We start from the raw sequence: 22,515 nt of genomic DNA on the forward strand, positions 1-22,515 counted from the left end.
ACAATAGCAAGAGTGAACCACCTGATCCCTTCCCGAACTCAGAAGTGAAACCTCTTTGCGCTGATGGTAGTGTGGGGTTACCCATGTGAGAGTAAGTCATCGCCAGCTCATTATTCGAAACACCCCCCTGCTTATGCAGGGGGGTGTTTTTTTGTGTGCGGGATTTTTAAGAACTTTTAATAAGTAATATTGAAACTACTAGAGCTTCTCAAACTTATTGAAGTGCTTAAATATATTTATATTTCAAAGCTGATCAAAACTTTCTTAGGAGGGTTGTTCTTATAGGAGTGATAGGAGATCTTGAATCTTGGGTTTGCTCTAAAATAATTGATAGGCCGATCTTATAAATCTTGGCAAATAAAAAAACCAGCAAAATGCTGGTTTTTGATTGCAGTTCATTTTAACCAAATACGCGCATTACGGCTGCGATTAATACCCAAAGAATTGCAATGGCGATGATGGGTTCAACAATCTTTGCCCATTTTGGGGTTTCTACAAGAACGACGTCTTCAACATCTTGATGCTGATGATTCTGGCTTACCATTTGATTAAACTCCTTCATTGATGCCTCCAATGATAGCTCTTCTTGTACAATTGGTTTAGAGCCTTTGAGTTCTGTTAGGTTGTTTGTTGTCCAAACCCAATCATCTGCTTGACCGGATAAATGTTCAATCTGGCCGGTGAGCAGTTCTTGAATGCTGTTAAGATTATGATTGCCGGTATCATGTAACTGTTTTAATTCAGTGAGCTGTAAATGGAAAATTTCCGAGGTGCTTTGTTCTAGTTGAGTTCGATCCAGAGCTGACTGGTTTTCCGAATGGGTGGCCAGATGACGCACGACTTCCAGTATATATAATTCATCAGGATGATTAATTTCGTTATAAATTTTTTGTGGATTGTTGCGCCACTCGGTAATCAGTTTGCCTAAAGTTAAGGCATTAATTTCAGTTATATATTTTCGTCTTTCTTCTTTCGTATGGTCTTTTAGAAGCTCAGGCTTTTGAGTTTCTATCTGTTCAACAAAATATTGTACTAAATCAAAAGCCATTCACTTGCTCCATTATTTTTTAATCTAATAACCTTAAAGTTGGTTTTTTCTTTGGCTGTTCAGGTTTTTCTTCAGTGCTTGATTTTAAAGCATCTTCATCGGTTTGTGTATGTTCATATTCACTTGGATCAAAGAATAAACCTTGGCCGTTTTCACGTGCGTAAATACCGAGTACGGCTGCCATAGGGACATAGATATCACGAGAGACACCACCAAAGCGAGCAGAGAAGCTAATTGCATCATTGCTCATATGTAGCGCATGTACCGCATGAGGCACAATATTCAGCACAATCTTCCCATCTTTAATAAACTGCTCAGGAACCATGGTATTTGGACGTGTCGCATCGACCAGCAAGTAGGGCGTCATATTGTTATCGCAAACCCACTCATAGATTGCGCGTGCCATATAGGGACGAGTAGGGCTAAGGTTGAATTCTTGTTCGGACATGATGTTTCTCTACAGGTTCTTGATTTGTGCTGAATAACGGTTTTTTTCCTGCAATGTCATAGATTTTACAAAGGCAGGACGACTGAAAATTCGCTGGCAATATAAATAAAATGGACGGCATTGCTGCTGCGGTAATTCTATGCCCATCTGTTTCAGGCGGATAAAAATTGGCGCCAACATGCAATCCAGAATACTGAATTGTTCAGACATAAAATAGGGAAAATGCTGGAATAGTGGCATCAATGAGGTCAGGATATCTTGTAACTGCTTCTGTGCCTGGTTTTTGGCTTTTTTATCTAGGGTGTCTGGATGACGTAACATGATATCGGCCAGTTGTAGCCAGTCATTTTCAAAGCGCCAGATGTATTGACGTTGCTCCGCGCGCGGCATCGGCGCATCGGCATACAGTTTATTCTGACGATAGCGATCATCTACATATTCAGAAATAATTGAAGTATTGAATAATTTGAGTTCATTTTCGATCAGCATCGGCAACTGATTATAAGGATTGAGACTGGCCAGATCCTCGTCATCTGTATCTACCAGAATCAGGTTGTATTTAATTTGCTTCTCGGCAAGCACATAGCGAATCCAATGGGAACGGAAGTCATCGGCATGACTATATAAGGTAATTCCTTGAAGAGGCGCGCTTTCGACTGACATAAATCCTGATGAAGTTCTAATGAATAGACTAGGATACTAAAATTCAACCTAAAAAGCACCAAGCATCAAAGATCAATCGGCTTGAGCCAAGGTAGATTATAAGAAAAATATCTGGAGAAAAACAGCATGCTTATTAAACTGCTCATCATCCTGCTATTTATTGTTATTGGCGTAGCAAATTATTATCTGAGTAAATCATTCTGGTGTCATGACGGGGGCTGGGGAAAAGATATACATGAACAATAACCGCAAAAATATCCTTCAATATTGAAAATGAATACTTATAAAAAAAGCCTTGGAATAATCCAAGGCTTTTTGTCCGGTTCGATAAACGAATTAACGTTTAGAGAACTGAGGACGTTTACGAGCTTTACGTAAACCAAGTTTCTTACGTTCAACTTCACGAGCATCACGAGTAACGAAACCAGCTTGACGAAGAGCAGGTTTTAAAGTCTCGTCAGAAGCGATCAATGCACGAGTAATACCGTGACGGATTGCGCCTGCTTGACCACCGATACCACCACCAGCAACAGTGATGTAAAGGTCATATTTCTCAGTTGCTTCAAGCAGCTCAAGAGGTTGGTTAACCACCATACGAGCAGTTTCACGACCGAAATACTGTTCAAGAGTACGGTTGTTAATTACGAGTTTACCAGTACCAGCTGATAGGAAAACACGTGCAGTTGCGGTCTTACGGCGACCTGTACCATAATTAGTAGCCATGTGCTGTTATCCCTTAGATGTCCAAAACTTGTGGCTGTTGAGCAGCGTGTGGATGCTCAGTACCTGCATACACTTTCATTTTCTTGATCATTGCATAACCAAGAGGACCTTTAGGTAACATACCTTTAACAGCTTTTTCTAGAACTGCTTCTGGTTTGTGAGCGATTAACTTTTCAAAGTTAGTCTCACGGATACCACCAGGGAAACCAGTGTGGCGATAGTATTTCTTATCTTGTGACTTTTTACCAGTCACAGTGATTTCTTCAGCATTGATTACAACGATATAATCGCCAGTGTCAACGTGAGGAGTATAAGAAGTCTTGTGCTTACCGCGTAAACGACGAGCGATTTCAGTCGCAAGGCGACCTAAAGTTTTGCCAGAAGCATCAACAACGTACCAGTCGTGTTGAACCTCAGCTGGCTTAGCGCTGAGAGTTTTCATTAAACCACTACCTATTATAGTTGGTTTGGACTATGGAATCTGTCCAAACTAAAGGAGACGCGATTCTAAACGAATACGTGAAGAATCACAAATGAAAATTGAAATTTCAAGCGCTGTATTTTATCTAATCTCCTGAAATAAGGAAAGGCATAAACCTGAATATCTCGCAAAAACGATGACTATATTTGTAACTATCCCTTCAATCGTATCAAAATATTGATTTATAAGGACGCTTTGCAATGATCGCTGCAGCCTGGATATGATCGGGTTATAATATTTCTCAGCTTTGCCAAATTGAGAAGATGATGCTGCCTTTATATGTCACCAGCGGGGAACCTGCCGGAATTGGTCCCGATATTTGCCTGAGTCTGGCAGAACGTGTGGATGAACGTCCGATTGTAGTATTAGCCGATCTGAATATGCTGAAAGCCCGTGCAGATCAATTGAAATTGTCTGTGGCGTTGATTGAATATACCGGACAGGACGCATCTTCAAAAAAAGGTCAGCTGTATGTTGAACATGTGCCACTCAATCAGCCTGTGGTATTAGGTGAATTGAACCCAAACAATGCCGCTTATGTATTAGAACAACTGCGACGATCTGCGGACTATGCCATGTCAGCTAAAAGTGTCGGCGTGGCAACTGCACCGGTGCAAAAGTCTGTGATGAATGAAGCTGGCATCCATTTCAGCGGTCATACCGAATATTATCAAGAATTTGCAGGCGTTGAGCGGGTGGTGATGATGCTGGCGACCAAGACTTTACGTGTGGCTTTGGCAACGACGCATCTTCCTTTACGTGCCGTTGCCGATGCGATTAGCAAAGAGCGTTTGCATCAAGTCATCGATATTCTGATTCACGATCTGAAATCCAAATTTAAGATTGAACATCCACATATTTTGGTCTGCGGTCTCAATCCGCATGCAGGCGAGGGTGGCTATTTGGGTATGGAAGAAATTGAAGTGATTAATCCGGTACTTGAAAGCTACCGTGCTCAAGGCATCAATATGAGTTTAAGCTTGCCCGCAGATACTTTATTTACCCCGGAAAACTTAAAAGATGCCGATGCGGTTCTGGCGATGTATCACGATCAGGGCTTACCTGTGTTAAAATCACAGGGCTTTGGTGAAGCCATTAATATTACCCTCGGCTTACCCTTTATTCGTACATCTGTAGATCATGGCACAGCACTCTCCCTTGCGGGTACGGGACTTGCGAAAAGTTCCAGCCTGCACGTTGCTGTCGATTTAGCCCTCGATCTGGCGCGCCACTGATTATTGTTCATCACTCACGTTGGAAATGTTTTTATGTATCAAATTAATGCCTTAAACCCAAAAGAAGAAGGGCATCAGGCTCGAAAACGATTTGGTCAAAACTTCTTACATGACCAACGTGTCATTGCCAAAATTGTACGCTCAGTCAATCCACGTCCAGGTCAGAACATTCTGGAAATTGGGCCGGGTCTGGCTGCATTGACCTCACCTTTGATTGGTGAATGTGATGCATTGACTGTGGTCGAACTTGACCGTGATTTGGCTGCGGGCCTGCCGGGTCGTGTACCACATCCAGAACGTTTAACCATTATTGAAGCCGATGCACTGCGCTTTGATTATTCAACATTATTTGAAGAAGGCCGTCCGCTGCGCGTGGTTGGTAACTTGCCCTATAATATTTCTACTCCCCTGCTTTTTCATCTTTTGGAATTTGGTGGCAAAGTGCAGGACATGCACTTCATGCTGCAAAAAGAAGTGGTTGATCGGATTACCGCATTACCAAATACTAAGGAATATGGCCGTTTGTCAGTCATGATCCAGTATTTCTGCAAACCGACTTTCCTGTTTGAAGTACCACCGGGATCTTTCAATCCGCCACCAAAAGTAACCTCGGCGGTATTTCGTTTAGAGCCTTATGCAGACAAGCCGATTGTGGCCAAAAATGAAAAAGCGCTGGCACGTCTGGTATCTCATGTCTTTACCCAGCGTCGTAAAACCTTGCGCAATAGCTTAAAAGGCATGCTGGTTGAAGATGGTTTTGAAAAAGCGGGTGTTGACCCGATGGCACGTCCAGAAACTCTGACCCTTGAACAGTTTGTTGCACTTTCAGATCAAATGGTGGCTTAAATAACGATGAACCGCACTGTTCGATATAATTATGTAATTGGCGATGTGCAAGGCTGTTTTGAGGCCTTGAAAGCTCTGCTTAAAGAAATCCGCTTCGATGCAGATCAGGACTTTATCTGGTTTGCTGGAGACTTGGTGGCACGAGGTGAAAACTCAATTGCTGCACTGCGGTTTATCAAGAAGCTGGCCGAACAGGGATCGGCTGCAACAGTCTTGGGTAATCATGATTTGACTTTATTGGCCTATGCCCGCGGCATCAAGCCGATTAAAGAAAAAGACAATGTTCGTGATGTGATTGATGCCATCGACAGCGATGACCTGATTGACTGGCTGCGTAAACAGCCGCTGTGTCTATTTCCAAATGAGCAGACTATTCTGACCCATGCAGGGATTCCGAATATCTGGAATGCAGAAAAAACTGCTCAATTGGCACAAGAAGTTGAAGCCATCATTTCTAATGATGACTTCGATGTGCTGGATGATTTTTTGAAAGAGATGTTTGGGAAAGAACCCGCACTGTGGTCAGACCAGCTAAAGGGCCATGAGCGTATTCGCTGTATCGTGAATTATTTGACCCGGATGCGTCTCACTGATGCAGAGGGGCGTCTGGAATACAGCTTTAAAGATGCGCTAGATGATCCAATGCCGGAAGGCTTTAAACCCTGGTTTGAATTTGAGTCATTAGCAGCGCAAAGCCATCAGATTCTGTTTGGTCACTGGGCTGCCTTAAATGGTAAAACTATTTCGGACCGAATTCAAAATGTCGATGGTGGCTGTGTCTGGGGCAATCAACTCATGGCATTCCGTCTGGAAGATCAGCAGATGTTCGCGGTTGATAATCCGGTGATCTAAGTAAATCCAATAAAAAAAGCCACGTGATCACGTGGCTTTTTTAAACTATCTATTAGTCTGCACGTATCCAGGTCTGGTTACGACCAAGTACTGAAACACCTACACTGGCGCGCAGGGTTAAACGTTTGCCAGTGTTGTTTAAACGCATTTTTGCGTCATAAATTTTACCTGCCAAAGGATCAATCACTTTACCTTTTTCATAGTTATTGGTGCCTTTAACATGTTTTAAGCCCTTGATAATTGTCATACCTAAAATGGGCTGATTGGTATAGGGAGCAGGGCAGGCATTACATTTTTCACGTGGTGTATAGCCCGGACGAGGGGTAACTTTCACAATTTTAGCAGAGTAAGTGTCGTTAGGCTCTTGGCTAATTACGATAATCGCTTTGGCAGCTCCCGTTTTATCATCAATTTGTTGCCAAGTTCCAGTAATATCTTCCGCCCAAAGGGTCATGCTAAACCCTGTGGTCAATGCGGCAAGTAATATTTTTTTTAACATAGAGAGTCATTCCAGAGAGTTTTTTGTCATCGCGCCCTCATGTTAGGAATTATGATTAAATAGTCAATAATTATATGAATACTATAGAGTTAATGTACTAAAAAAAGCTGCCAAGTTGGCAGCTTTTATTAATATTGAGAATTGGATACTAATCCTGACGAATCCAGGTCTGGCTGCGGCCTAAAGCAGAAACGCCGACATAACCACGCAAGGTTAAACGTTTACCATTGGCATTTAGACGTACTCTGGCATCGTAAATTTTACCTGCCAGCGGGTCGATCACACGGCCTTTTTCATAGTTATTGGTGCCTTCCGCATGTTTTAAGCCAGTCAGTACATCCATGCCCAGAATAGGTTGATTGGTATAAGGCGCGGGACATTTATTACAGGTTTTTTGTGGAGTATAGCCCGGACGTGGCGTAACTTTGATAATTTTTCCGGCAAACGTACCGTTATCATTTTGGCGAATTTCAATCACTGCTTTTGGTGAACCGGTTTTGTCATCAATTTGTTGCCAGGTGCCTGTTAAGTCCTGTGCATACGCAGTGCCAGTCATCATGGCAGCGATGAATATTAATCCTAATTTAGATTGTTTCATTATATTTATCCCTTTTTTTATAGATGAAATAAAATATCTCCAACACAAATGTGCTGCTTTATTAATCCTGGCGAATCCAGGTTTGTGTACGGCCGATGGCAGATATCCCAATGTATCCACGTAGAGTCAGTCGTTTCCCATTGGCAGAAATCCGCCCTTTTAAATCATAAATTTTGCCAGTTAAAGGGTCGAGTATTTGACCATGTCCATAGTTATTCTTGCTGGTTGGTTTCAGCCCTTTAATGATCTCTAGTCCTAAAATCGGTTTGTCTGTATATGGGGGTGGGCACTTTATACATTTTTCCCGTGGCGTATAGCCTGGTCGCGGTGTAACTTTGTGAATGTTCCCAGTATAAGAACCATCTGCCTGAGTTTTCATTTCAATCAGTGCTTTAGGTGAGCCGGTTTTATCGTCAATCTGTTGCCAGAAACCCGATAACTCCTGCGCAAATGCCATGGAGCAGGTGACTATAGAGGCTGTAAATACACCTAAAATTGCAATTTTCTGCATACGATATCCTTATGACAACGCATCAAATTCCATTTGATACATATTATGTAAATTCTACTTATTATACTTTCATAATCCATGAGAAAAGCATATGTTCAATATTCATACAACTTAATGTATGAAAATGCAAGCTTCTCTCTGCTAAATTTTAAACTCATCACATTTTATTCAATAGAGTATGAATTAATCCTGTTTAATCCAGGTCTGGCTGCGACCCAGGGCCGAAACGCCTACATAGCCGCGTAAAGTCAGACGTTTACCATTACTGCTTAATTTTGCCTTGGTGCTATACACATTCCCGGATAATGGATCGAGTAGTTTGCCTTGAGCAAAGTTATTATTGCCGGTGTGCTTCAGGCCTGTCAGTACATCCAGTCCAAGAATCGGTTTATTGGTATAAGGTGCAGGACAAGAGACACAATTTTCTTTTGGGGTATAGCCCGGGCGCGGCGTGATTTTGGTAATTTTGGCCGTATAAGTGCCTGTAGCTGTTTCGCGAATTTCCAGGAATGCTTTAGGTGAACCGGTTTTATCATCGATATTACGCCATGTCCCTGACAGATCCGAAGCTAAGGCCAGATGGCTGAAAGAGGTTAAAAGTAAAGCCGAGAATAATTGAACCTTTTTCATATTTCTGTTCCTTGAATAAAATTGTTTTATGTTTGTATATTAGGAACGATTAAAGCACAAAACAAACAATTAAAATGATTCACTAGTCACATTTTTTGCAAATAAAGTATAAAAGTAGGCAGCCAGATGGCAGTAAACACCGCATTGACTGCCATACCGAAAGCGGCATAACGTCCCGCAACACTGCCACGCTGCCAGGCCTGAGCTGTACCAATCGCATGTGCTGCCAATCCTAAGGCCAGTCCGGAAGCACGTTCATCATTGATATGCCGCAGGATAAACGGTGAAAATGCTGCGCCAATCACTCCGGAAAGAATCACAATCAGAATCACCATACTGATTGGAGCATCCAGCAAGGTGGCGATATTAATCGCAATGGGTGTCGTCACCGCCCGAGTCGCGAAAGCCATAATATCTGCGGAAGACATATGCAGCAGATATGCCAGTCCCATTGGCAGGGCGACAGCACTGATACTGGCAAAAACCAAGATACCGATAATCGCTTTTAGTGGTAAGTCATCATAGCGCATTGCAGCCAGTGGAATGGCCAGGGCGACGGTCACATAGCCAAGTAAATGATTGAAGAGCGGATTCACTTGATCCATGTAATTTTGATAAGGAATCCCGAGCACAAATAAAATTGCAAGCACAAAGAACATGCTAAATACGATGACAGGAATTTGCGGGATGATCCGGTTACAGGGTTTGGCAATCAGATAGGCCATCAGCGTGACCGCAAAGCCATATAAAATAGATAACATGCGGTACTCCTATAACCAGCGCTTGGCCATTTTGGCGTAAATCCATAAAGGAATCAGGGTGCTGAAAAACATGATGAACAAAAATGCCGGAATTTTCTGGCCCATATGGACCAGCATCATCAGTGCACCTGCACTGACAGGCAGGAAAGCAAAGGCGCTTTCCTTCATCAGCTTGTTATTGGTGTCTACGAGACGAGCGGGAAGTTTGCCGAAATAGCGCCAGGTAAAAAGGGCAATCAATAAGCTGAGTAACCCTACCAGATTGCCCAATTCAGGATGATCCAGCTGGGTCATGAGCCAGACGGATGCTTCCCGAAAGACAATAATAAGTAACAGGGTGCCGATCCATGCTGGCCAGTCTATTCGTTTTATCCAGTTCATTCGTATGATCAATTATTAAGTTTACTTATCAAGTTTTACTCGATCTTTGACCGGATTTCAAACGCTTCCAGTGGACGTTGAAACTGCTGCGCCTGTTTTCCCAAAATTTCATCTAAAGGTAAATGCGCCTGTTTAATCAGCTGCTCCAGTTTTTGTGCTGCAATCCGAATATGTAAATGCAGCTGACCTTCATCATCATAATGTTCTGACTGGATTACATTTAAACCATAAAGCTGGTTGCGCAGCTTGCCGTAGGCGGGTTTCAGAATCAGGTCAAAGGATTGCAATTGTCCCATCAGGGCTTCATGTACCGCTTTACGCAGCAGGTCGATCCCTTCGCCACTATGTGCTGAAACATAGACACGTTCTGGCTCACCCGGGCGTCGATAAATAATTTTGGCCTCATCGCCGCTACAGTCAATTTTATTGTAAACCTGCAGGATCGGAACATCGGCACCAATTTCTTTCAAGACTTTTTCAACCGCTTCAATCTGCTCCAGCATTTCTGGACTACTTGAATCGATGACATGCAGCAACAGGGTAGCTTCTACGGTTTCTTCCAGGGTCGCCTTAAAGGATTCAACCAGCGAGTGGGAAAGATTGCGAACAAAACCCACCGTATCTGCCAATACCAGATTACCGATGCCATCCCATTCCAGACGTCTTAAAGTCGGGTCCAAGGTGGCAAAAAGCTGATCGGCTGCATAGACATCACTCTTGGCCAGCAGGTTAAACAGGGTCGATTTGCCGGCATTGGTATAACCGACCAAAGACACAGTGGGGACAGCTGCTTTTTGACGGGCAATACGACCTTGCATTCGGGTCTGGCGGACTTTATCAATTTTGGCTTTCAGTTGTCCCATGCGAATACGCAGTAAACGACGGTCAGTTTCAAGCAGGGTTTCACCCGGGCCACGCAAGCCAATGCCGCCTTTTTGGCTGTCGAGATTGCCACGGCTGCGAATTAAGCGGGATGATAAATGTTGCAGTTGTGCCAGTTCGACTTGCAGCTTGCCTTCATAGGTACGGGCACGCTGGGCGAAAATATCTAAAATCAGTTCGGTACGATCGACCACACGGCACTTGATGACCTGTTCCAGATTACGGGCCTGGGCCGGTGTCAGGGCATGATCGACAATGACCAGATTGGCGTCCAGTTCTTTTACGCGTTCGGCGATTTCTTCTGCTTTGCCTGACCCGATAAAAAATTTGGCATCCGGTTTGACGCGTTGAGCATGAATATGTTCGAGAATTTCGGCATCTGCAGATTGCGCCAGCAGATTAAACTCTTCAGCATCAAGGTCATCCAGCATTTGTACGCTGACACTCACCAGAATGACGCGTTCTTTCCCCCGATGTTGTTCTAAATATTCCACTCAGGCCAATCTCCACTTGAAAGCTTTAGTGTAGTTGAAAAAGAGCGAGGCAGATACTGAATTAGCGCGGCTTTGGTTTAAAGTGCGGTGACAAACAGTTGTGCAAGTGTTACCAGTACAGCGGCATAGATACAGGTACCACCCAAAATATATTTGAGCACTTGTAAAGGCTGAAGCTTTTCATTCGCAGGCTGGGTTTGATCTGGCATGGCAGCGATCCTTTTTAATCTAATATTCCGATGTTTTTATTCTAAATGATTTATTAATCCAATTAAAATTGAAGATATAGATCTTATTGGTCGGTTTTTATTATCAATGCATGTTGCGAATGAACAGTATAGAATGAGTTTAATTCGTGGATATTCCCTGTATCTAGCTTAGGATTTAGTGACGTTTTTATGAACCCAACTGTACAAGATCAAACATCTCACCGACATGGCTTGGCAAAATTCTGGCTTTATACGCGAAAAGTAACAGCTTCACTGGCTGTTATCAGTGAAGGGTTCTATTTGGTTTTCCGTCACGGTTTATACAAAAATCCGAACAATCCAACCAATACCCGTTATGTGCAACATTTTTGTCGACAGTTGTGCAAAGTATTCAACATAGAAGTCCAGGTGCACGGTGAAATTCCGCGCGAACCCGCTTTATGGGTGAGTAACCATGTGTCCTGGCTCGATATTGCAGTTTTAGGTTCAGGGGCACGCGTATTTTTTCTGGCCAAAGCAGAAATTGAAAACTGGCCAATTCTGGGTAAATTGGCCAAAGGTGGCGGCACTTTATTTATCAAACGTGGTTCTGGTGATTCGGTGCGTATCCGCGAACAGATTACCGGATTTTTAAAACAGAATATTCCCGTATTATTTTTTCCTGAAGCCACCACTTCAGATGGGCGAGCCATTAAAAAAGTACACGGCCGGATTTTGGGTGCTGCGATTGAGGCACAGCGTCCTGTGCAAATTTGCCTGATTTGTTATGTGAATCAGCAGGGCGACCTCGATGTGGTTGCGCCGTTTATCAATGACATCAGTTTTGCAGCCCATGTCAAAAAAGTACTGGAAATGCCACAAGTGATTGCACATTTAGTGGCTTTACCTGCAATCGCGACTGAGGGGCACACTGTTGAAAGCCTGACCCGTGTGGTACAGCAAACCATGCAGGCTGGCTTGGTGGAGTTGCAATCGCGTGTACTAGAAAAGACTTAATAAAAAACAACTGGATGAGAAATTTAGGCATTTGATATCTATTCTTGGGAATAGACGTGTATAGCCTCATCTTTGCTTTAAACATTTAAATGGCTTTGTGTTGGCAAAACTCTACTTTTGACAGACCCAAAGTAGGCAAAAGTCTTTATTAGCCATACACGACGTCCTGTCGTGATGGATAATGTGTGGCATCCTTGCCACACTCATATCTCTGAAACTTGGGGCAAATCCATGAGAAGCAGGCAGTGTTAAATAAGAGGCTATTTTAAATAGTTCAACTCAAGCTGTTTGTCACTTACATAAACCCTTCGATCGGCAACCAGGACATCAGTTTGAGTCCAGCTTTTTGGTACCATCTTATTCCGGGTTCTTTGGTGAAGGTTTTAACCTCTCCATTGGCTTTCTTGATTTTCCAGTTAATATTCTGGTTGGCATCCAGCACCAGTTTATAGGCATATTTACTTAAGTTCTGATCCATGGTTTGGTGCACTGCCTGTGCTAAAGATGGACTATTCAGTAAGACACCAATTTCAGTGTTGAGATATGCAGAACGTGGATCAAAGTTAAAAGAACCAATAAACACCTGTTTTTGATCGATTGCCATCAGCTTGGCATGTAGGCTGGAGCGGCTTAAACCTTTCAGGCTGACTTTGGCTTTTTTGGAAATTTCCGCTGTATTGGCATTGAGATGATCGGCATCTGGCGCTGCAAGAAACTCATATAGCTGCACATCATTTTCCAATAAATCCTGACGATATTTGGCATAAAAGGCATGTACCACGGCAACATCATTGGCTTTAAACGAATTGGTCAAGACACGGACCTCGATATTTTCATCCGCCAGTTTCTTTAAACGATCTGCGCCAATTTTTTCCGGAACAAAATAGGCAGAGACAATATCAACACTTTGTTCAGGTTTTTCGAGATGTTGTAATAACTGGAAGTTGAGATGTTCTTCGGCTTTGGCCTTGGCCTTGATTTTGCTTGGAGGATCTTTGACCACTTCGGCTTCGACCCAATCCAGTTGAATGTTTTGTTCCAGCCATTGATCAAATGCTCTGGAACGATTGGCCAGATCCAGATAATTCTGTGTGGCCTGATCCTGACTGTGCTTTTCCAGTTGTTGCTTCAGGCTTGGAAAGCGTAAGCCATGATGGCGCGGATTGACAATCTGTTGCACCGGATAGGCATAATCATCATTCCAGTATTCATCGAAGGAATGAATGATTTCATCCGATGCTGCACCGACCAGCATCACATCGACATCGGAAAACTGATAAATTTCACTGACATTATAATACTGGTTACTCATATTGCGTCCACCAATCAGGGCAATCTGGTTGTCGGCAATAAAACTTTTATTATGCATGCGGCGATTAATACGCTTTAAATCCAGCACCATGTCCATGGCACGATATTTTCGAAAACGGTAGGGATTATACAGTTTGACATCGATATTCTGATGCTGGTTTAAGGCCAGATAAATGCCTTCCATTTTCTTGGCATTATTGTCATCCATTAACAGACGCACTTTTACGCCACGATCTGCCGCCTGAATAATCGCATGCAGGGCAAGGGTGCCAATCCGGTCGTTGTCCCAAATATAATACTGTAGATCCAGACTACGCTCGGCCTTGTTAATCAGCTGGATACGCGCACCCAGTGCTTCGAGTGGGTCATAGAGCACACGATAACCGGTCAGGCCGATGTTCTGTTCACGTAAAGGTTCAACAATTTGCGCCAAACTGGTTTGTGAGGTATCTGTTTCAAATGCCATCTGGCTAGGCTGCTCAGTTTGCTTGGGCAAAGTACTGCATGCAGGAAGACCCAAGATCATGCTGCAGCTCAGTAAAATCCCAGCTTTATAGCGGTAAATTGATGAAAAGCAGGAAAATTTTGAATGAGCTTGAGCGTGGGAAGCAGTGGCCATATAAGTCGAAGAATGAAAAATTAGAATTGAGTATAATTGCCAGCTATGAAAAGATAAATATAAAGCCAGTAATCAGCTTCTCGACTCGACAAGGCAAATCTATGTGGGATACCAGTTCCGTACTTTTTTATTTTTATTTAGGCATGGCCATTCTGGCCATCTGGGCTGTGTACCAGGCATGGTCGAGTCAATCTCGTACCGAGACCATTCATCCATTTAAAGCATTTTGTCATTTGTTGGCTTTTTACCTGTCCTATTTACTGGTTCCACTGGTGTTCTTCAGTATTTATGCCGGATGGAGCGGTTATTATTCCTTGCATGAAGCTGTTTTTGTATTTTTGATCAGCGCCGTCTTGAGTTATGCACGCTTTATCGAGCCGCATTTAATTCAAGTGAAAACGACACAATATCAGATCAATGCGGATAAACGCTTAAAGCAACCCGTCCGGATTGCCCTGATTGCAGATTTACATATCGGTCTGTTTTCTGGTCATGAACGGCAGTTGCGACAAATTGTGCATAAGTTAAATCATGTTCAACCCGATTTGGTGGTGGTGGCCGGAGACTGGACTTATGAGCCGGAAAATAAACTGGCACAAGAACTGGCAGTTTTAAAAGAAATTCATGCCCCAGTCTATTCCGTCAATGGCAATCATGACGAGCAATATCCGGGACCACCGATTCAGGAACTGTTGCATTATGCACTGCAAGTCAATCAGGTCATGGATATTGAAGGGCAAATTGTCGAATTTGATGAATTTCGGCTCTTGGGTGTGGGCGATCTCTGGGCGGGTAAAGCCGATATGCGCAGTCTGCCAGATTTACCTCAGGACAAGCCTTGGGTCATTTTGTCGCATAATCCCGATACGGTGGATATGATTCCCAAATTGCCGACACGTCCTCTCATGCTGGCTGGACATACCCACGGCGGACAGGTGGAATTGCCTTGGCTGACCGATTATGTCATGAAAAAAGTGTCAATTTTGGGGCATAAGAAGGGCATGTACCGTCATGAACATGCAGATGTGTTTGTCACGGTCGGCACCGGTTTGGTCGGCGTACCTTTTCGTTTTCGAGTGCCGCCCACTATCGATATTATTGAACTGATCTAAATGGAGATATTGTCCTGTTCAGCTTTAACTAATGATCCAGATCAGGATCAATAACAGCACTGCAATGGCTGCCAGAATCCAGATTTTATTTTCAATTTTTCGGGTTGGGACTTCTTCGCGTAATTGTCGTGCGGTAATTTCAGCTTCTGTGGGGGTATTCAGGCTCGGATGGGTCGGAATTTCAAGGGGAGGCGTTACCAGGTCAATCTCACCCGCATCATCACTAAAGCGCGGTCCTGTGCTTTCAGTTTTCATGACCACATCGTGCTCACGGACAATCTCTTCAATCACTTGCAGCGCCTGGATTTCATTCAAAGTCGTATGCTCGGTGATATAGCGAACGGCCTCTATTTTTTTATCATCTTCCAGCAAAATGATAATATTGACCAACTGTTTCTGGGTTAGGGATTCAATAAGCTCCTGCATTGCCTTGTCTCATTGTCTGGTTGAGTCCATTTGATTGTTGAGCAAATTTAACGAGATAAGTAGCAGAGTTTTGTTGTGAAATCATAAAAAAGCCAGCATCGAATGCTGGCTTTTAAATCAAACTAAGACTTTAAATTTGATTATTTACATCATCATTCTTGGTTTCACGAATCAACAGAAATGCAATCAGTGACAGGATTGATGCTGCGGTCAGGTAATAACCGACTGCAGACAGACCATAAGTCGTTGCCAGTTTGGTGGCAATTAGCGGAGCAAAGGATGCACCAAAGATGCCTGCCAGGTTAAAGGTCAATGCAGAACCGGTATAACGTACTGAAGTCGGGAAGATTTCAGACAATACAGTGCCGATTGGCCCATAGGTTAAACCCATGATCGCCAGACCAATACACAAGAACAGGAATACCACCAGCGTGCTGCCAGATTCCAGCATATCTGCAAAGAAAATCCCGAAGATGGCAGAGATAACACAGACTGCAATCGAGGTGGTTTTACGGCCAAACTTCTCGGCCAATACTGCAGAAAGTGGAATAAAGGCAGCAAAACATAGGGTTGCAACCAACTGCAATTGCAGGAATTCTTCACGAGAATAACCTAGCTGTTTAGTACCCCATTGCAATGCAAATACTGTGGTGAGGTAGAACACCACGAAGGTACAAATTGCAGCGATGGTGCCGAGTACCAGCATGCGAGAATGTTTTTTGAAGACTTGAACAAATGGAATGTTCACTTCTTTTTGTTTATCTAGCACCTTTTGGAATGCCGGGGTTTCATGCAATTTTAAACGAATCCATAAACCGACAATCACTAGCAAGGCACTTGAGATAAATGGAATACGCCAGCCCCAAGCCATAAAGTCAGCCTCAGACATGAAAGCGCCCAACGTCAGGAAAGAACCTGTTGCCAGAATAAAGCCGATTGGAGCACCCAGTTGCGGGAACATGCCATACCAGGCACGTTTACCTTCAGGTGCATTCTCGGTGGCAAGAAGTACTGCACCTGACCATTCACCACCCAGCCCCAAGCCCTGACCTAAACGACAGAGTGCAAGCAAGAGTGGTGCAGCAATCCCGATTTGCGCATAAGTGGGCAAGAGGCCAATCGCAACGGTGGAAATACCCATGGTCAGCAAGGCAGCGACCAATGTGGCTTTTCGCCCGATCCGGTCACCCAAATGACCAAAGAGTGCCGCACCAATCGGGCGGGCAATAAAGGCAATGGCGAAAGTGGCCAGCGACTGAATGGTGGCAGTCATCGGATCTGTACTTGCAGGGAAGAACAGATATGGAAAAATAATGACAGCAGCAGTGGCATAGATATAAAAATCGAAGAACTCGATTGTAGTACCGACCAAGCTCGCGGTTAAAACGCGAAATTTTGAATTTTGTGCTGGCTGAGCAGCAGAATTAGACGACGCCATGAAGAACCTTACACTTACTAAAAATAAAAAAGCTTAGTTTTAAAAGCGTAATCTTTTTAAAAAAGGCGTAATTTTTTAAAAAAACAACTGCAATCTTCTCGCTTTAACTCGCTCAGGGTCACTGAAATGAAAAAGAAGATGATTAAATCACGTAAAGATAGATAGACAGAAAATGTGATCCTGCGCCTATCAATACAAATATGTGCCAGATAGCGTGGGTATATCTTACTCTTTTTAAAGCGTAAAACAATGCACCTACGGTATAAGCCAATCCGCCAATGATCAGAAAGGTCAAAGATTGAGCACTAAGATATTGTTGCATATCATCCATCACCAGCAGCGCCAGCCAGCCCATGACCAGATAAGCCGCCAAAGAAATTTTCTGGAAACGATGAATGAAAACGAACTTGAACAGTGTACCAATGAGGGCGATCACCCAGAGTGCAATCAATAAATACTGGGCTTTGGCTGTTGGAATGGCAATTGACAGGAAAGGCGTATAGGTTCCGGCGATTAAATAATAAATTGCAGTATGATCAACTTTTTTATAAAAATAACGACGGTCTGCTGCGGTGGCCATGTGATAGAGCATGGACGCAGAGAAGAGCAAGATCATGCTCAGCGCATAGACCCAAAGTCCAATCCATTGTCCAGTACTGAGATAAGACCCTTTAATAATCAAAAGAATACCAGCAATTACCGATAGTCCAGCACCCACAGCATGACTGATATAATTAATTCGTTCCTCAGTGTGATCATAATCTGGAACCAGCGGCGCATTCTGCATGATTGTCATTCTTCTTTAAAATATACATTTGTATAGTAATTCAATTTTGCTTTTAGGTTAAGAAGATTTAAACTTGAGGGGCAATTCATTTCAGGTTTTATCTATGTCAACGTTGGCAACTCTCTCAGACCAAGAACAGCAGTTTTTAGATGTATTTCAGCAAGCTGTTGAAAGTGATCAATTTGATCGTCTGATCTTAAGCCAGTATAAAGGTGAACTGCAGGATTTAGAGAAAATGACCTTGCGAGTCATTTCATTAAATGGGCAAAAAGTACTGAGCTGTTTGTATCGCCATAAAACTCAGGATGTCACCAAAAACTATCCTTTAGCGGATGCACTGGCACAGGTGACAGTATTATTAGCATGTTGCAAGCAAGCCAATTTAATGACGCTAGATGAAGAATTACAGCTGAAAAAAAACAAGAAAAAAGCTATGTTGACCCGTACTAAAAACAAAAACTCGACGCTTCAGGTCAAGTCCGCTGAACAGGGTCATGACCGGATTAAACAACGTTATGTTGATCAGGACAGCATCTTTTTACAGCATCTCGGCATTAGCGATCATAACGCGCAGATCATTCCGAGCATGGCGCGTAAATGGAAACAGATTAATAAATTTGTCGAGATTTTTTCGGGTGCATTGGCGCAGCTCAAGCCACAAGTCGAAGGTCTGCGTGTGGTGGATTTTGGCTCCGGTAAAGGCTATCTGACCTGTGCTTTATATGACTATATGCAAAAACATGGTGAGACGCCGTGGGTTACAGGGGTGGAACTGAATCCGAAAATGGTCGAGTTCTGCCAAAAGGTCGCGCAACAATCTGGCTTTGATCAGCTCGACTTTTTTCAGGGCGATGTGCGTACTTATGAACCGAAACGTCTGGATGTAATGATTGCTTTGCATGCCTGTGATGTGGCAACGGATTTTGCGATTCACAGCGGTATTCGCCTGAATGCACAGATGATCATGTGTGCGCCATGTTGCCATAAGGAATTGCGTCCACAGTTACAGGCGCCAAAAGTGCTGAGTCCGATGCTGCAATTTGGTATTCATGCCGGTCAACAGGCAGAAATGCTGACCGATACCATTCGTGCGTTATTGCTGAAAGCCTATGGTTATGAAACCAAAGTTTTTGAGTTTGTGGCACTGGAACATACCAGTAAAAATAAAATGATTCTGGCGACGAAACGCAAAGATTACCAACAACCCGATCAGGAGGTCTTGAAACAGATTCAGGACTTGAAAGAAATGTACGCTATCCAAAAACATTCACTGGAATTGTTATTGAATAATCAGTGGGATCAGCAGGGGATTGGTTCTAAATGCTAAAGGATTCAGAGCTTAAAATTGTTTCGGGTGGTTGGGAGGATTTAGCGAAGCATGCCAAAACCATTCGCGAAGCCGTGTTTATTCAAGAACAGAATATCGCTGCTGAAGAAGAATGGGATGAGCAAGATGCCATTTCCATCCATTTTGTGGTCTATGAAAAGGGGCATGCGATAGCCACTGCAAGATTGCTGGCGAATAACAGTGTAGGTCGTGTTGCAGTGTTAAAGCCACATCGTGGCTTGAAGATCGGGCAGCAATTGATGCAGGCGATTATCGATTATGCCAAAGCAGATCATCGAAAAGATTTAAAACTGTCTTCGCAAGTACATGCCATCGGTTTTTATCAGGCATTGGGTTTTAAGGTTCAGGGCGAAGACTATCTGGATTGCGGCATCCCGCATATTAATATGTATTTAAACCTTTAATTTTTTAGTTATTGAGATACAAAAAAGCGAGGCATTGACCTCGCTTTTTTACGCCCTTACTGAATCAAGATCAGTGGCCATGCGCTGAGCTATGCTCGGCACTCTCCATATTGGCATGTTCTTCAGTTGACATATTATGTTCATTCGCTGTTGTATCGGAATGAGCCGTATTGGCAGTCGCACGTGCCTCACGATCTGCTTGAGCCTTCGCAATTGCTTCAGGAGACATGGTCGGTGCATTTTTAAAAGCATGCTGCTGGGTGGTTTGTTTATTTTGCTGGCTTGGCATGTAATCCGGTTCATTCGTCACCGCAAGCCAAAAAATAAACATGAATAATCCACCTAAAATACAGAAGATAATAAGTGCTTTCCAACCCCAAGGGGATTTTTCAGGTGAACTGTGATCAGTCATAGGTCTTACCCACGTGGATATCAAACTTATGTAACTTTATAACATAAATTGATCAAAAAGCAGATCGAAATCTGTCATTAGACGAGTGTATCCAGTGATTCAGCCAAATCCGGAAAATAAAAAGAGCAACTCAGTTCCTCTTTTTATTTAGAGCTCAAAATTATTGAATCGGCTGGCCTTCTGCTGCCCGGTCTTTCAGGAGTTGCGGTGCTTTGAAGCGTTCACCATACTTGTTTTCGAGTACCTTGGCACGGGTCAGCGCCTTGGCCAGACCATACTGATTTAAGAATTGCACCGCGCCACCCGTCCAGGCTGCAAAGCCAATGCCAAAAATGGAACCGACATTGGCATCGACCACAGACTCCAGCACGCCTTCTTCCAGACAGCGCACGGTATCCAGTGCCTGCACAAACAGGAAACGATCCATCATTTCCTGTTCAGAAAGATCAACCTCTTTTTTCCAGTGGTTGAGACCCGTCCAGAGCTGCTTTTTACCATTTTCTGGATAATCATAAAAACCTGCACCGGCAGCCTTACCTTTACGGTTAAACTCATGAATCATACTGTGAATGACTTCATCTGCGGGTGATTTGGTGATGGTCTGACCTTGTGCTTCTAAGACTTTGTATCTTTCATTGGCCACATGTTCGGAGAGGGTCAAGGACACTTCATCCTGAATGGCCAATGGCCCGACTGGCATACCGGCTTTGAGTGCAGCCATTTCAATCCGCGCCGGATGCACGCCTTCTGCCAGCAGGCGCAAACCTTCTTGAACGAACGTACCAAAGACACGACTGGTAAAGAAGCCACGGCTGTCATTTACCACAATCGGTAATTTGCCAATCTGCTGGACAAAGTCAAAGGCTTTGGCCAGTGTTTCTGCTGAAGTATTTTGCCCCTTGATGATTTCGACCAGCTGCATTTTATCGACCGGACTAAAGAAATGCAGACCGATAAAGTTTTGATCATTTTTTGAAGCCTGGGCTAACTCTATAATAGGCAGGGTCGAAGTATTCGATGCCATCACGCCATGACTGGCAAGATACTGTTCTGCTTCTTGTGTGACTTGAGCTTTCAGTGCGGGATTTTCAAACACCGCTTCAATGATCAGGTCACAACCGGCCAGATCTTGATTGGATGCAGTCGCTTGAATCAGGCTTAAAACCTGATCTCGTTGATCAGCAGATAAACGTCCTTGAGCTACTTTTTTATCCAGCAGTTTCTGGCTATAAGCTTTACCTTTTTCAGCCGCTTCAATCGAAATGTCTTTTAAAATAACCTGAATGCCTTTGCTGGCAGTCACATAAGCAATGCCTGCGCCCATCATGCCTGCGCCCAGAATGCCAATTTTAGTGGCTTTCCATTTCGCAATCTTTTGGGGACGGCTGGCACCGGATTTGATCGCATTCAATCCATGCCAAAAAGTAGCGATCATATTTTTAGAAATCTGACCGGTGGCCAGATAAGTAAAGTAACGCGATTCAATGGTCAGCGCCGTATCGACATCGACCTGAGCACCTTCCACCGCTGCCGACATGATTGCTTCAGGTGCAGGATAGCAACCTTTGGTTTTATCACGCAGCATCGCCGGGGCAATTGCCAGCATCTGTGCAACTGCTGGCGTTGAAGGGCTACCACCCGGAATTTTGTAGCCTTTTACATCAAAAGGCTGTTGTGACTTCGGATTGGCTTTAATCCAGACAATGGTTTTGTCTAAGAGTTCATCGGTATTGTCTGCCACATCGTGAATCAGCCCTAAAGATCGGGCTTTCTCTACACCCAACTGTTTGCCTTCCATCAACAAGGGAAAGGCATTTTGCAGGCCGAGCAGGCGCACGCTACGGACAATACCACCGCCACCGGGTAGTAAACCCAGTGTGACTTCAGGCAGGCCAAACTTGCTTTTAGGGTCATTCAAGGCAATACGATGATGGGCACACAGAGCAATCTCCCAGCCACCGCCCAGTGCTGTGCCATTTAGTGCAGCCACAACCGGAATGCCGCGGGTTTCGATATAACGCATCTGTGCTTTCATCTCTTCAATCATGTTGAAGAATTCAGTCGCATGTTCAGGTGTAGCTTGAATCAGTTCATCCAGATCGCCACCGGCAAAGAAGGTTTTTTTCGCAGACCGGAAAATGATGCCAGTAATATTTTCATCAGCTTTGAGTTTTTCTACGGTTTCAGCCAAAGCGCTACGAAAATCTGCATTCATGGTATTGGCAGACTGGTTTGGAGAATCAAAGGTCAGAATGACGATATTATCTTCAGTTTTTTGATATTGAATTGCGCTCATAAATTTTTATCCAGATCATAATGGGATGAATTTGGAGTTAATATCCTGATTAGATTTTAGAAATTTTCCTTATTACGGAGCCTTTCCAAATTCATCTAAATTCTT

At 43.6% G+C, this 22,515-nt stretch carries 26 protein-coding genes and 1 rRNA gene; 8 read left to right on the forward strand and 19 right to left on the reverse strand.

The window, feature by feature from the left end; translation table 11 throughout:
- Positions 1-108 (forward strand): 5S ribosomal RNA (gene rrf / locus FTU45_RS08195); the annotation flags it as partial.
- A 292-nt stretch (positions 109-400) separates the two neighbouring features.
- On the opposite strand, the gene FTU45_RS08200 is transcribed toward rrf, so the two are convergent.
- The 5 genes from FTU45_RS08200 to rplM all read right to left on the reverse strand — a co-directional run bounded on the left by FTU45_RS08200 (position 401) and on the right by rplM (position 3,324).
- A complete protein-coding gene (locus FTU45_RS08200) occupies positions 401-1,048 on the reverse strand; it encodes a hypothetical protein (protein WP_180076243.1) in 648 nt (215 codons plus the stop codon).
- 19 nt (positions 1,049-1,067) lie between these two features.
- Positions 1,068-1,496, reverse strand: a complete 429-nt coding sequence (locus tag FTU45_RS08205) for a ClpXP protease specificity-enhancing factor (RefSeq protein WP_180076244.1) — start codon at positions 1,494-1,496, stop codon at positions 1,068-1,070.
- A 9-nt stretch (positions 1,497-1,505) separates the two neighbouring features.
- Positions 1,506-2,159: a glutathione S-transferase N-terminal domain-containing protein gene (locus FTU45_RS08210; protein ID WP_005098044.1), complete on the reverse strand. Its 654-nt coding sequence runs from the start codon at positions 2,157-2,159 to the stop codon at positions 1,506-1,508.
- 336 nt (positions 2,160-2,495) lie between these two features.
- Positions 2,496-2,882, reverse strand: a complete 387-nt coding sequence (gene rpsI / locus FTU45_RS08215) for a 30S ribosomal protein S9 (protein WP_005007735.1) — start codon at positions 2,880-2,882, stop codon at positions 2,496-2,498.
- Between the two features lie 13 nt (positions 2,883-2,895).
- Positions 2,896-3,324, reverse strand: coding sequence for a 50S ribosomal protein L13 (rplM, locus tag FTU45_RS08220; protein ID WP_004281682.1), 429 nt, complete (start codon positions 3,322-3,324; stop codon positions 2,896-2,898).
- 305 nt (positions 3,325-3,629) lie between these two features.
- Here rplM and pdxA point away from each other — a divergent pair, with 305 nt between their 5' ends.
- From pdxA to FTU45_RS08235, 3 genes are read left to right on the forward strand one after another with little or no spacing between them, the layout of a single operon-like run.
- Positions 3,630-4,598: a 4-hydroxythreonine-4-phosphate dehydrogenase PdxA gene (pdxA, locus tag FTU45_RS08225; protein ID WP_005098039.1), complete on the forward strand. Its 969-nt coding sequence runs from the start codon at positions 3,630-3,632 to the stop codon at positions 4,596-4,598.
- Positions 4,599-4,631: 33 nt separating this feature from the next.
- Positions 4,632-5,444, forward strand: a complete 813-nt coding sequence (rsmA, locus tag FTU45_RS08230) for a 16S rRNA (adenine(1518)-N(6)/adenine(1519)-N(6))-dimethyltransferase RsmA (protein ID WP_005169455.1) — start codon at positions 4,632-4,634, stop codon at positions 5,442-5,444.
- Positions 5,445-5,450: 6 nt separating this feature from the next.
- Positions 5,451-6,296, forward strand: a complete 846-nt coding sequence (locus FTU45_RS08235; RefSeq protein ID WP_005169457.1) for a symmetrical bis(5'-nucleosyl)-tetraphosphatase — start codon at positions 5,451-5,453, stop codon at positions 6,294-6,296.
- Positions 6,297-6,348: 52 nt separating this feature from the next.
- Here the strand turns inward: FTU45_RS08235 and FTU45_RS08240 are convergent, their stop codons facing one another.
- From FTU45_RS08240 to FTU45_RS15450, 8 genes are all read right to left on the reverse strand, one after another.
- Positions 6,349-6,795, reverse strand: a complete 447-nt coding sequence (locus FTU45_RS08240; RefSeq protein WP_005098035.1) for a DUF2147 domain-containing protein — start codon at positions 6,793-6,795, stop codon at positions 6,349-6,351.
- A 148-nt stretch (positions 6,796-6,943) separates the two neighbouring features.
- Positions 6,944-7,393, reverse strand: a complete 450-nt coding sequence (locus FTU45_RS08245) for a DUF2147 domain-containing protein (RefSeq protein WP_074383505.1) — start codon at positions 7,391-7,393, stop codon at positions 6,944-6,946.
- 61 nt (positions 7,394-7,454) lie between these two features.
- Positions 7,455-7,904, reverse strand: coding sequence for a DUF2147 domain-containing protein (locus FTU45_RS08250; protein WP_005098031.1), 450 nt, complete (start codon positions 7,902-7,904; stop codon positions 7,455-7,457).
- Positions 7,905-8,087: 183 nt separating this feature from the next.
- The gene (locus tag FTU45_RS08255) at positions 8,088-8,534 is read right to left on the reverse strand and encodes a DUF2147 domain-containing protein (protein WP_005098029.1); all 447 of its coding nucleotides are present in this window, start codon (positions 8,532-8,534) and stop codon (positions 8,088-8,090) included.
- An 86-nt stretch (positions 8,535-8,620) separates the two neighbouring features.
- The gene (locus FTU45_RS08260; RefSeq protein ID WP_005098028.1) at positions 8,621-9,295 is read right to left on the reverse strand and encodes an LrgB family protein; all 675 of its coding nucleotides are present in this window, start codon (positions 9,293-9,295) and stop codon (positions 8,621-8,623) included.
- A 9-nt stretch (positions 9,296-9,304) separates the two neighbouring features.
- Positions 9,305-9,676, reverse strand: coding sequence for a hypothetical protein (locus FTU45_RS08265; protein ID WP_005098027.1), 372 nt, complete (start codon positions 9,674-9,676; stop codon positions 9,305-9,307).
- A gap of 35 nt (positions 9,677-9,711) precedes the next feature.
- Entirely contained in the window at positions 9,712-11,052 is a 1,341-nt protein-coding gene (gene hflX / locus FTU45_RS08270; RefSeq protein ID WP_005098022.1) for a ribosome rescue GTPase HflX, read from the reverse strand.
- Between the two features lie 77 nt (positions 11,053-11,129).
- Positions 11,130-11,261, reverse strand: coding sequence for a hypothetical protein (locus FTU45_RS15450; RefSeq protein WP_005098021.1), 132 nt, complete (start codon positions 11,259-11,261; stop codon positions 11,130-11,132).
- A gap of 189 nt (positions 11,262-11,450) precedes the next feature.
- Here FTU45_RS15450 and FTU45_RS08275 point away from each other — a divergent pair, with 189 nt between their 5' ends.
- Positions 11,451-12,257: a 1-acyl-sn-glycerol-3-phosphate acyltransferase gene (locus tag FTU45_RS08275; RefSeq protein ID WP_005098020.1), complete on the forward strand. Its 807-nt coding sequence runs from the start codon at positions 11,451-11,453 to the stop codon at positions 12,255-12,257.
- Between the two features lie 295 nt (positions 12,258-12,552).
- On the opposite strand, the gene FTU45_RS08280 is transcribed toward FTU45_RS08275, so the two are convergent.
- A complete protein-coding gene (locus FTU45_RS08280) occupies positions 12,553-14,187 on the reverse strand; it encodes a phospholipase D family protein (RefSeq protein ID WP_080633093.1) in 1,635 nt (544 codons plus the stop codon).
- 101 nt (positions 14,188-14,288) lie between these two features.
- Here FTU45_RS08280 and FTU45_RS08285 point away from each other — a divergent pair, with 101 nt between their 5' ends.
- Positions 14,289-15,299: a metallophosphoesterase gene (locus tag FTU45_RS08285; protein WP_034608396.1), complete on the forward strand. Its 1,011-nt coding sequence runs from the start codon at positions 14,289-14,291 to the stop codon at positions 15,297-15,299.
- A 24-nt stretch (positions 15,300-15,323) separates the two neighbouring features.
- Here FTU45_RS08285 and FTU45_RS08290 read toward each other — a convergent pair whose 3' ends face one another.
- The 3 genes from FTU45_RS08290 to FTU45_RS08300 form a co-directional block, all read right to left on the reverse strand.
- Positions 15,324-15,725 carry a hypothetical protein gene (locus FTU45_RS08290; RefSeq protein ID WP_180040192.1) on the reverse strand — a complete coding sequence of 134 codons (402 nt, stop codon included), beginning with the start codon at positions 15,723-15,725 and terminating at the stop codon, positions 15,324-15,326.
- Between the two features lie 130 nt (positions 15,726-15,855).
- Positions 15,856-17,163, reverse strand: coding sequence for an MFS transporter (locus FTU45_RS08295; RefSeq protein ID WP_074383499.1), 1,308 nt, complete (start codon positions 17,161-17,163; stop codon positions 15,856-15,858).
- Positions 17,164-17,305: 142 nt separating this feature from the next.
- Positions 17,306-17,950, reverse strand: a complete 645-nt coding sequence (locus tag FTU45_RS08300) for a hemolysin III family protein (RefSeq protein WP_074383498.1) — start codon at positions 17,948-17,950, stop codon at positions 17,306-17,308.
- A gap of 103 nt (positions 17,951-18,053) precedes the next feature.
- Between FTU45_RS08300 and FTU45_RS08305 the strand changes: the two genes are divergently transcribed.
- The gene (locus FTU45_RS08305) at positions 18,054-19,277 is read left to right on the forward strand and encodes an SAM-dependent methyltransferase (RefSeq protein ID WP_180076245.1); all 1,224 of its coding nucleotides are present in this window, start codon (positions 18,054-18,056) and stop codon (positions 19,275-19,277) included.
- The gene (locus tag FTU45_RS08310) at positions 19,271-19,702 is read left to right on the forward strand and encodes a GNAT family N-acetyltransferase (RefSeq protein WP_005169487.1); all 432 of its coding nucleotides are present in this window, start codon (positions 19,271-19,273) and stop codon (positions 19,700-19,702) included. The genes FTU45_RS08305 and FTU45_RS08310 overlap by 7 nt, the downstream gene beginning before the upstream one ends.
- 70 nt (positions 19,703-19,772) lie before the next feature.
- Here FTU45_RS08310 and FTU45_RS08315 read toward each other — a convergent pair whose 3' ends face one another.
- Positions 19,773-20,114 carry a hypothetical protein gene (locus FTU45_RS08315; protein ID WP_034608399.1) on the reverse strand — a complete coding sequence of 114 codons (342 nt, stop codon included), beginning with the start codon at positions 20,112-20,114 and terminating at the stop codon, positions 19,773-19,775.
- Between the two features lie 160 nt (positions 20,115-20,274).
- Entirely contained in the window at positions 20,275-22,410 is a 2,136-nt protein-coding gene (locus tag FTU45_RS08320) for a 3-hydroxyacyl-CoA dehydrogenase NAD-binding domain-containing protein (RefSeq protein ID WP_180076246.1), read from the reverse strand.
- Positions 22,411-22,515 lie beyond the last annotated feature (105 nt).

The organism is Acinetobacter sp. YH12106, from assembly GCF_013418995.1.
Lineage (GTDB): Bacteria > Pseudomonadota > Gammaproteobacteria > Pseudomonadales > Moraxellaceae > Acinetobacter > Acinetobacter pseudolwoffii.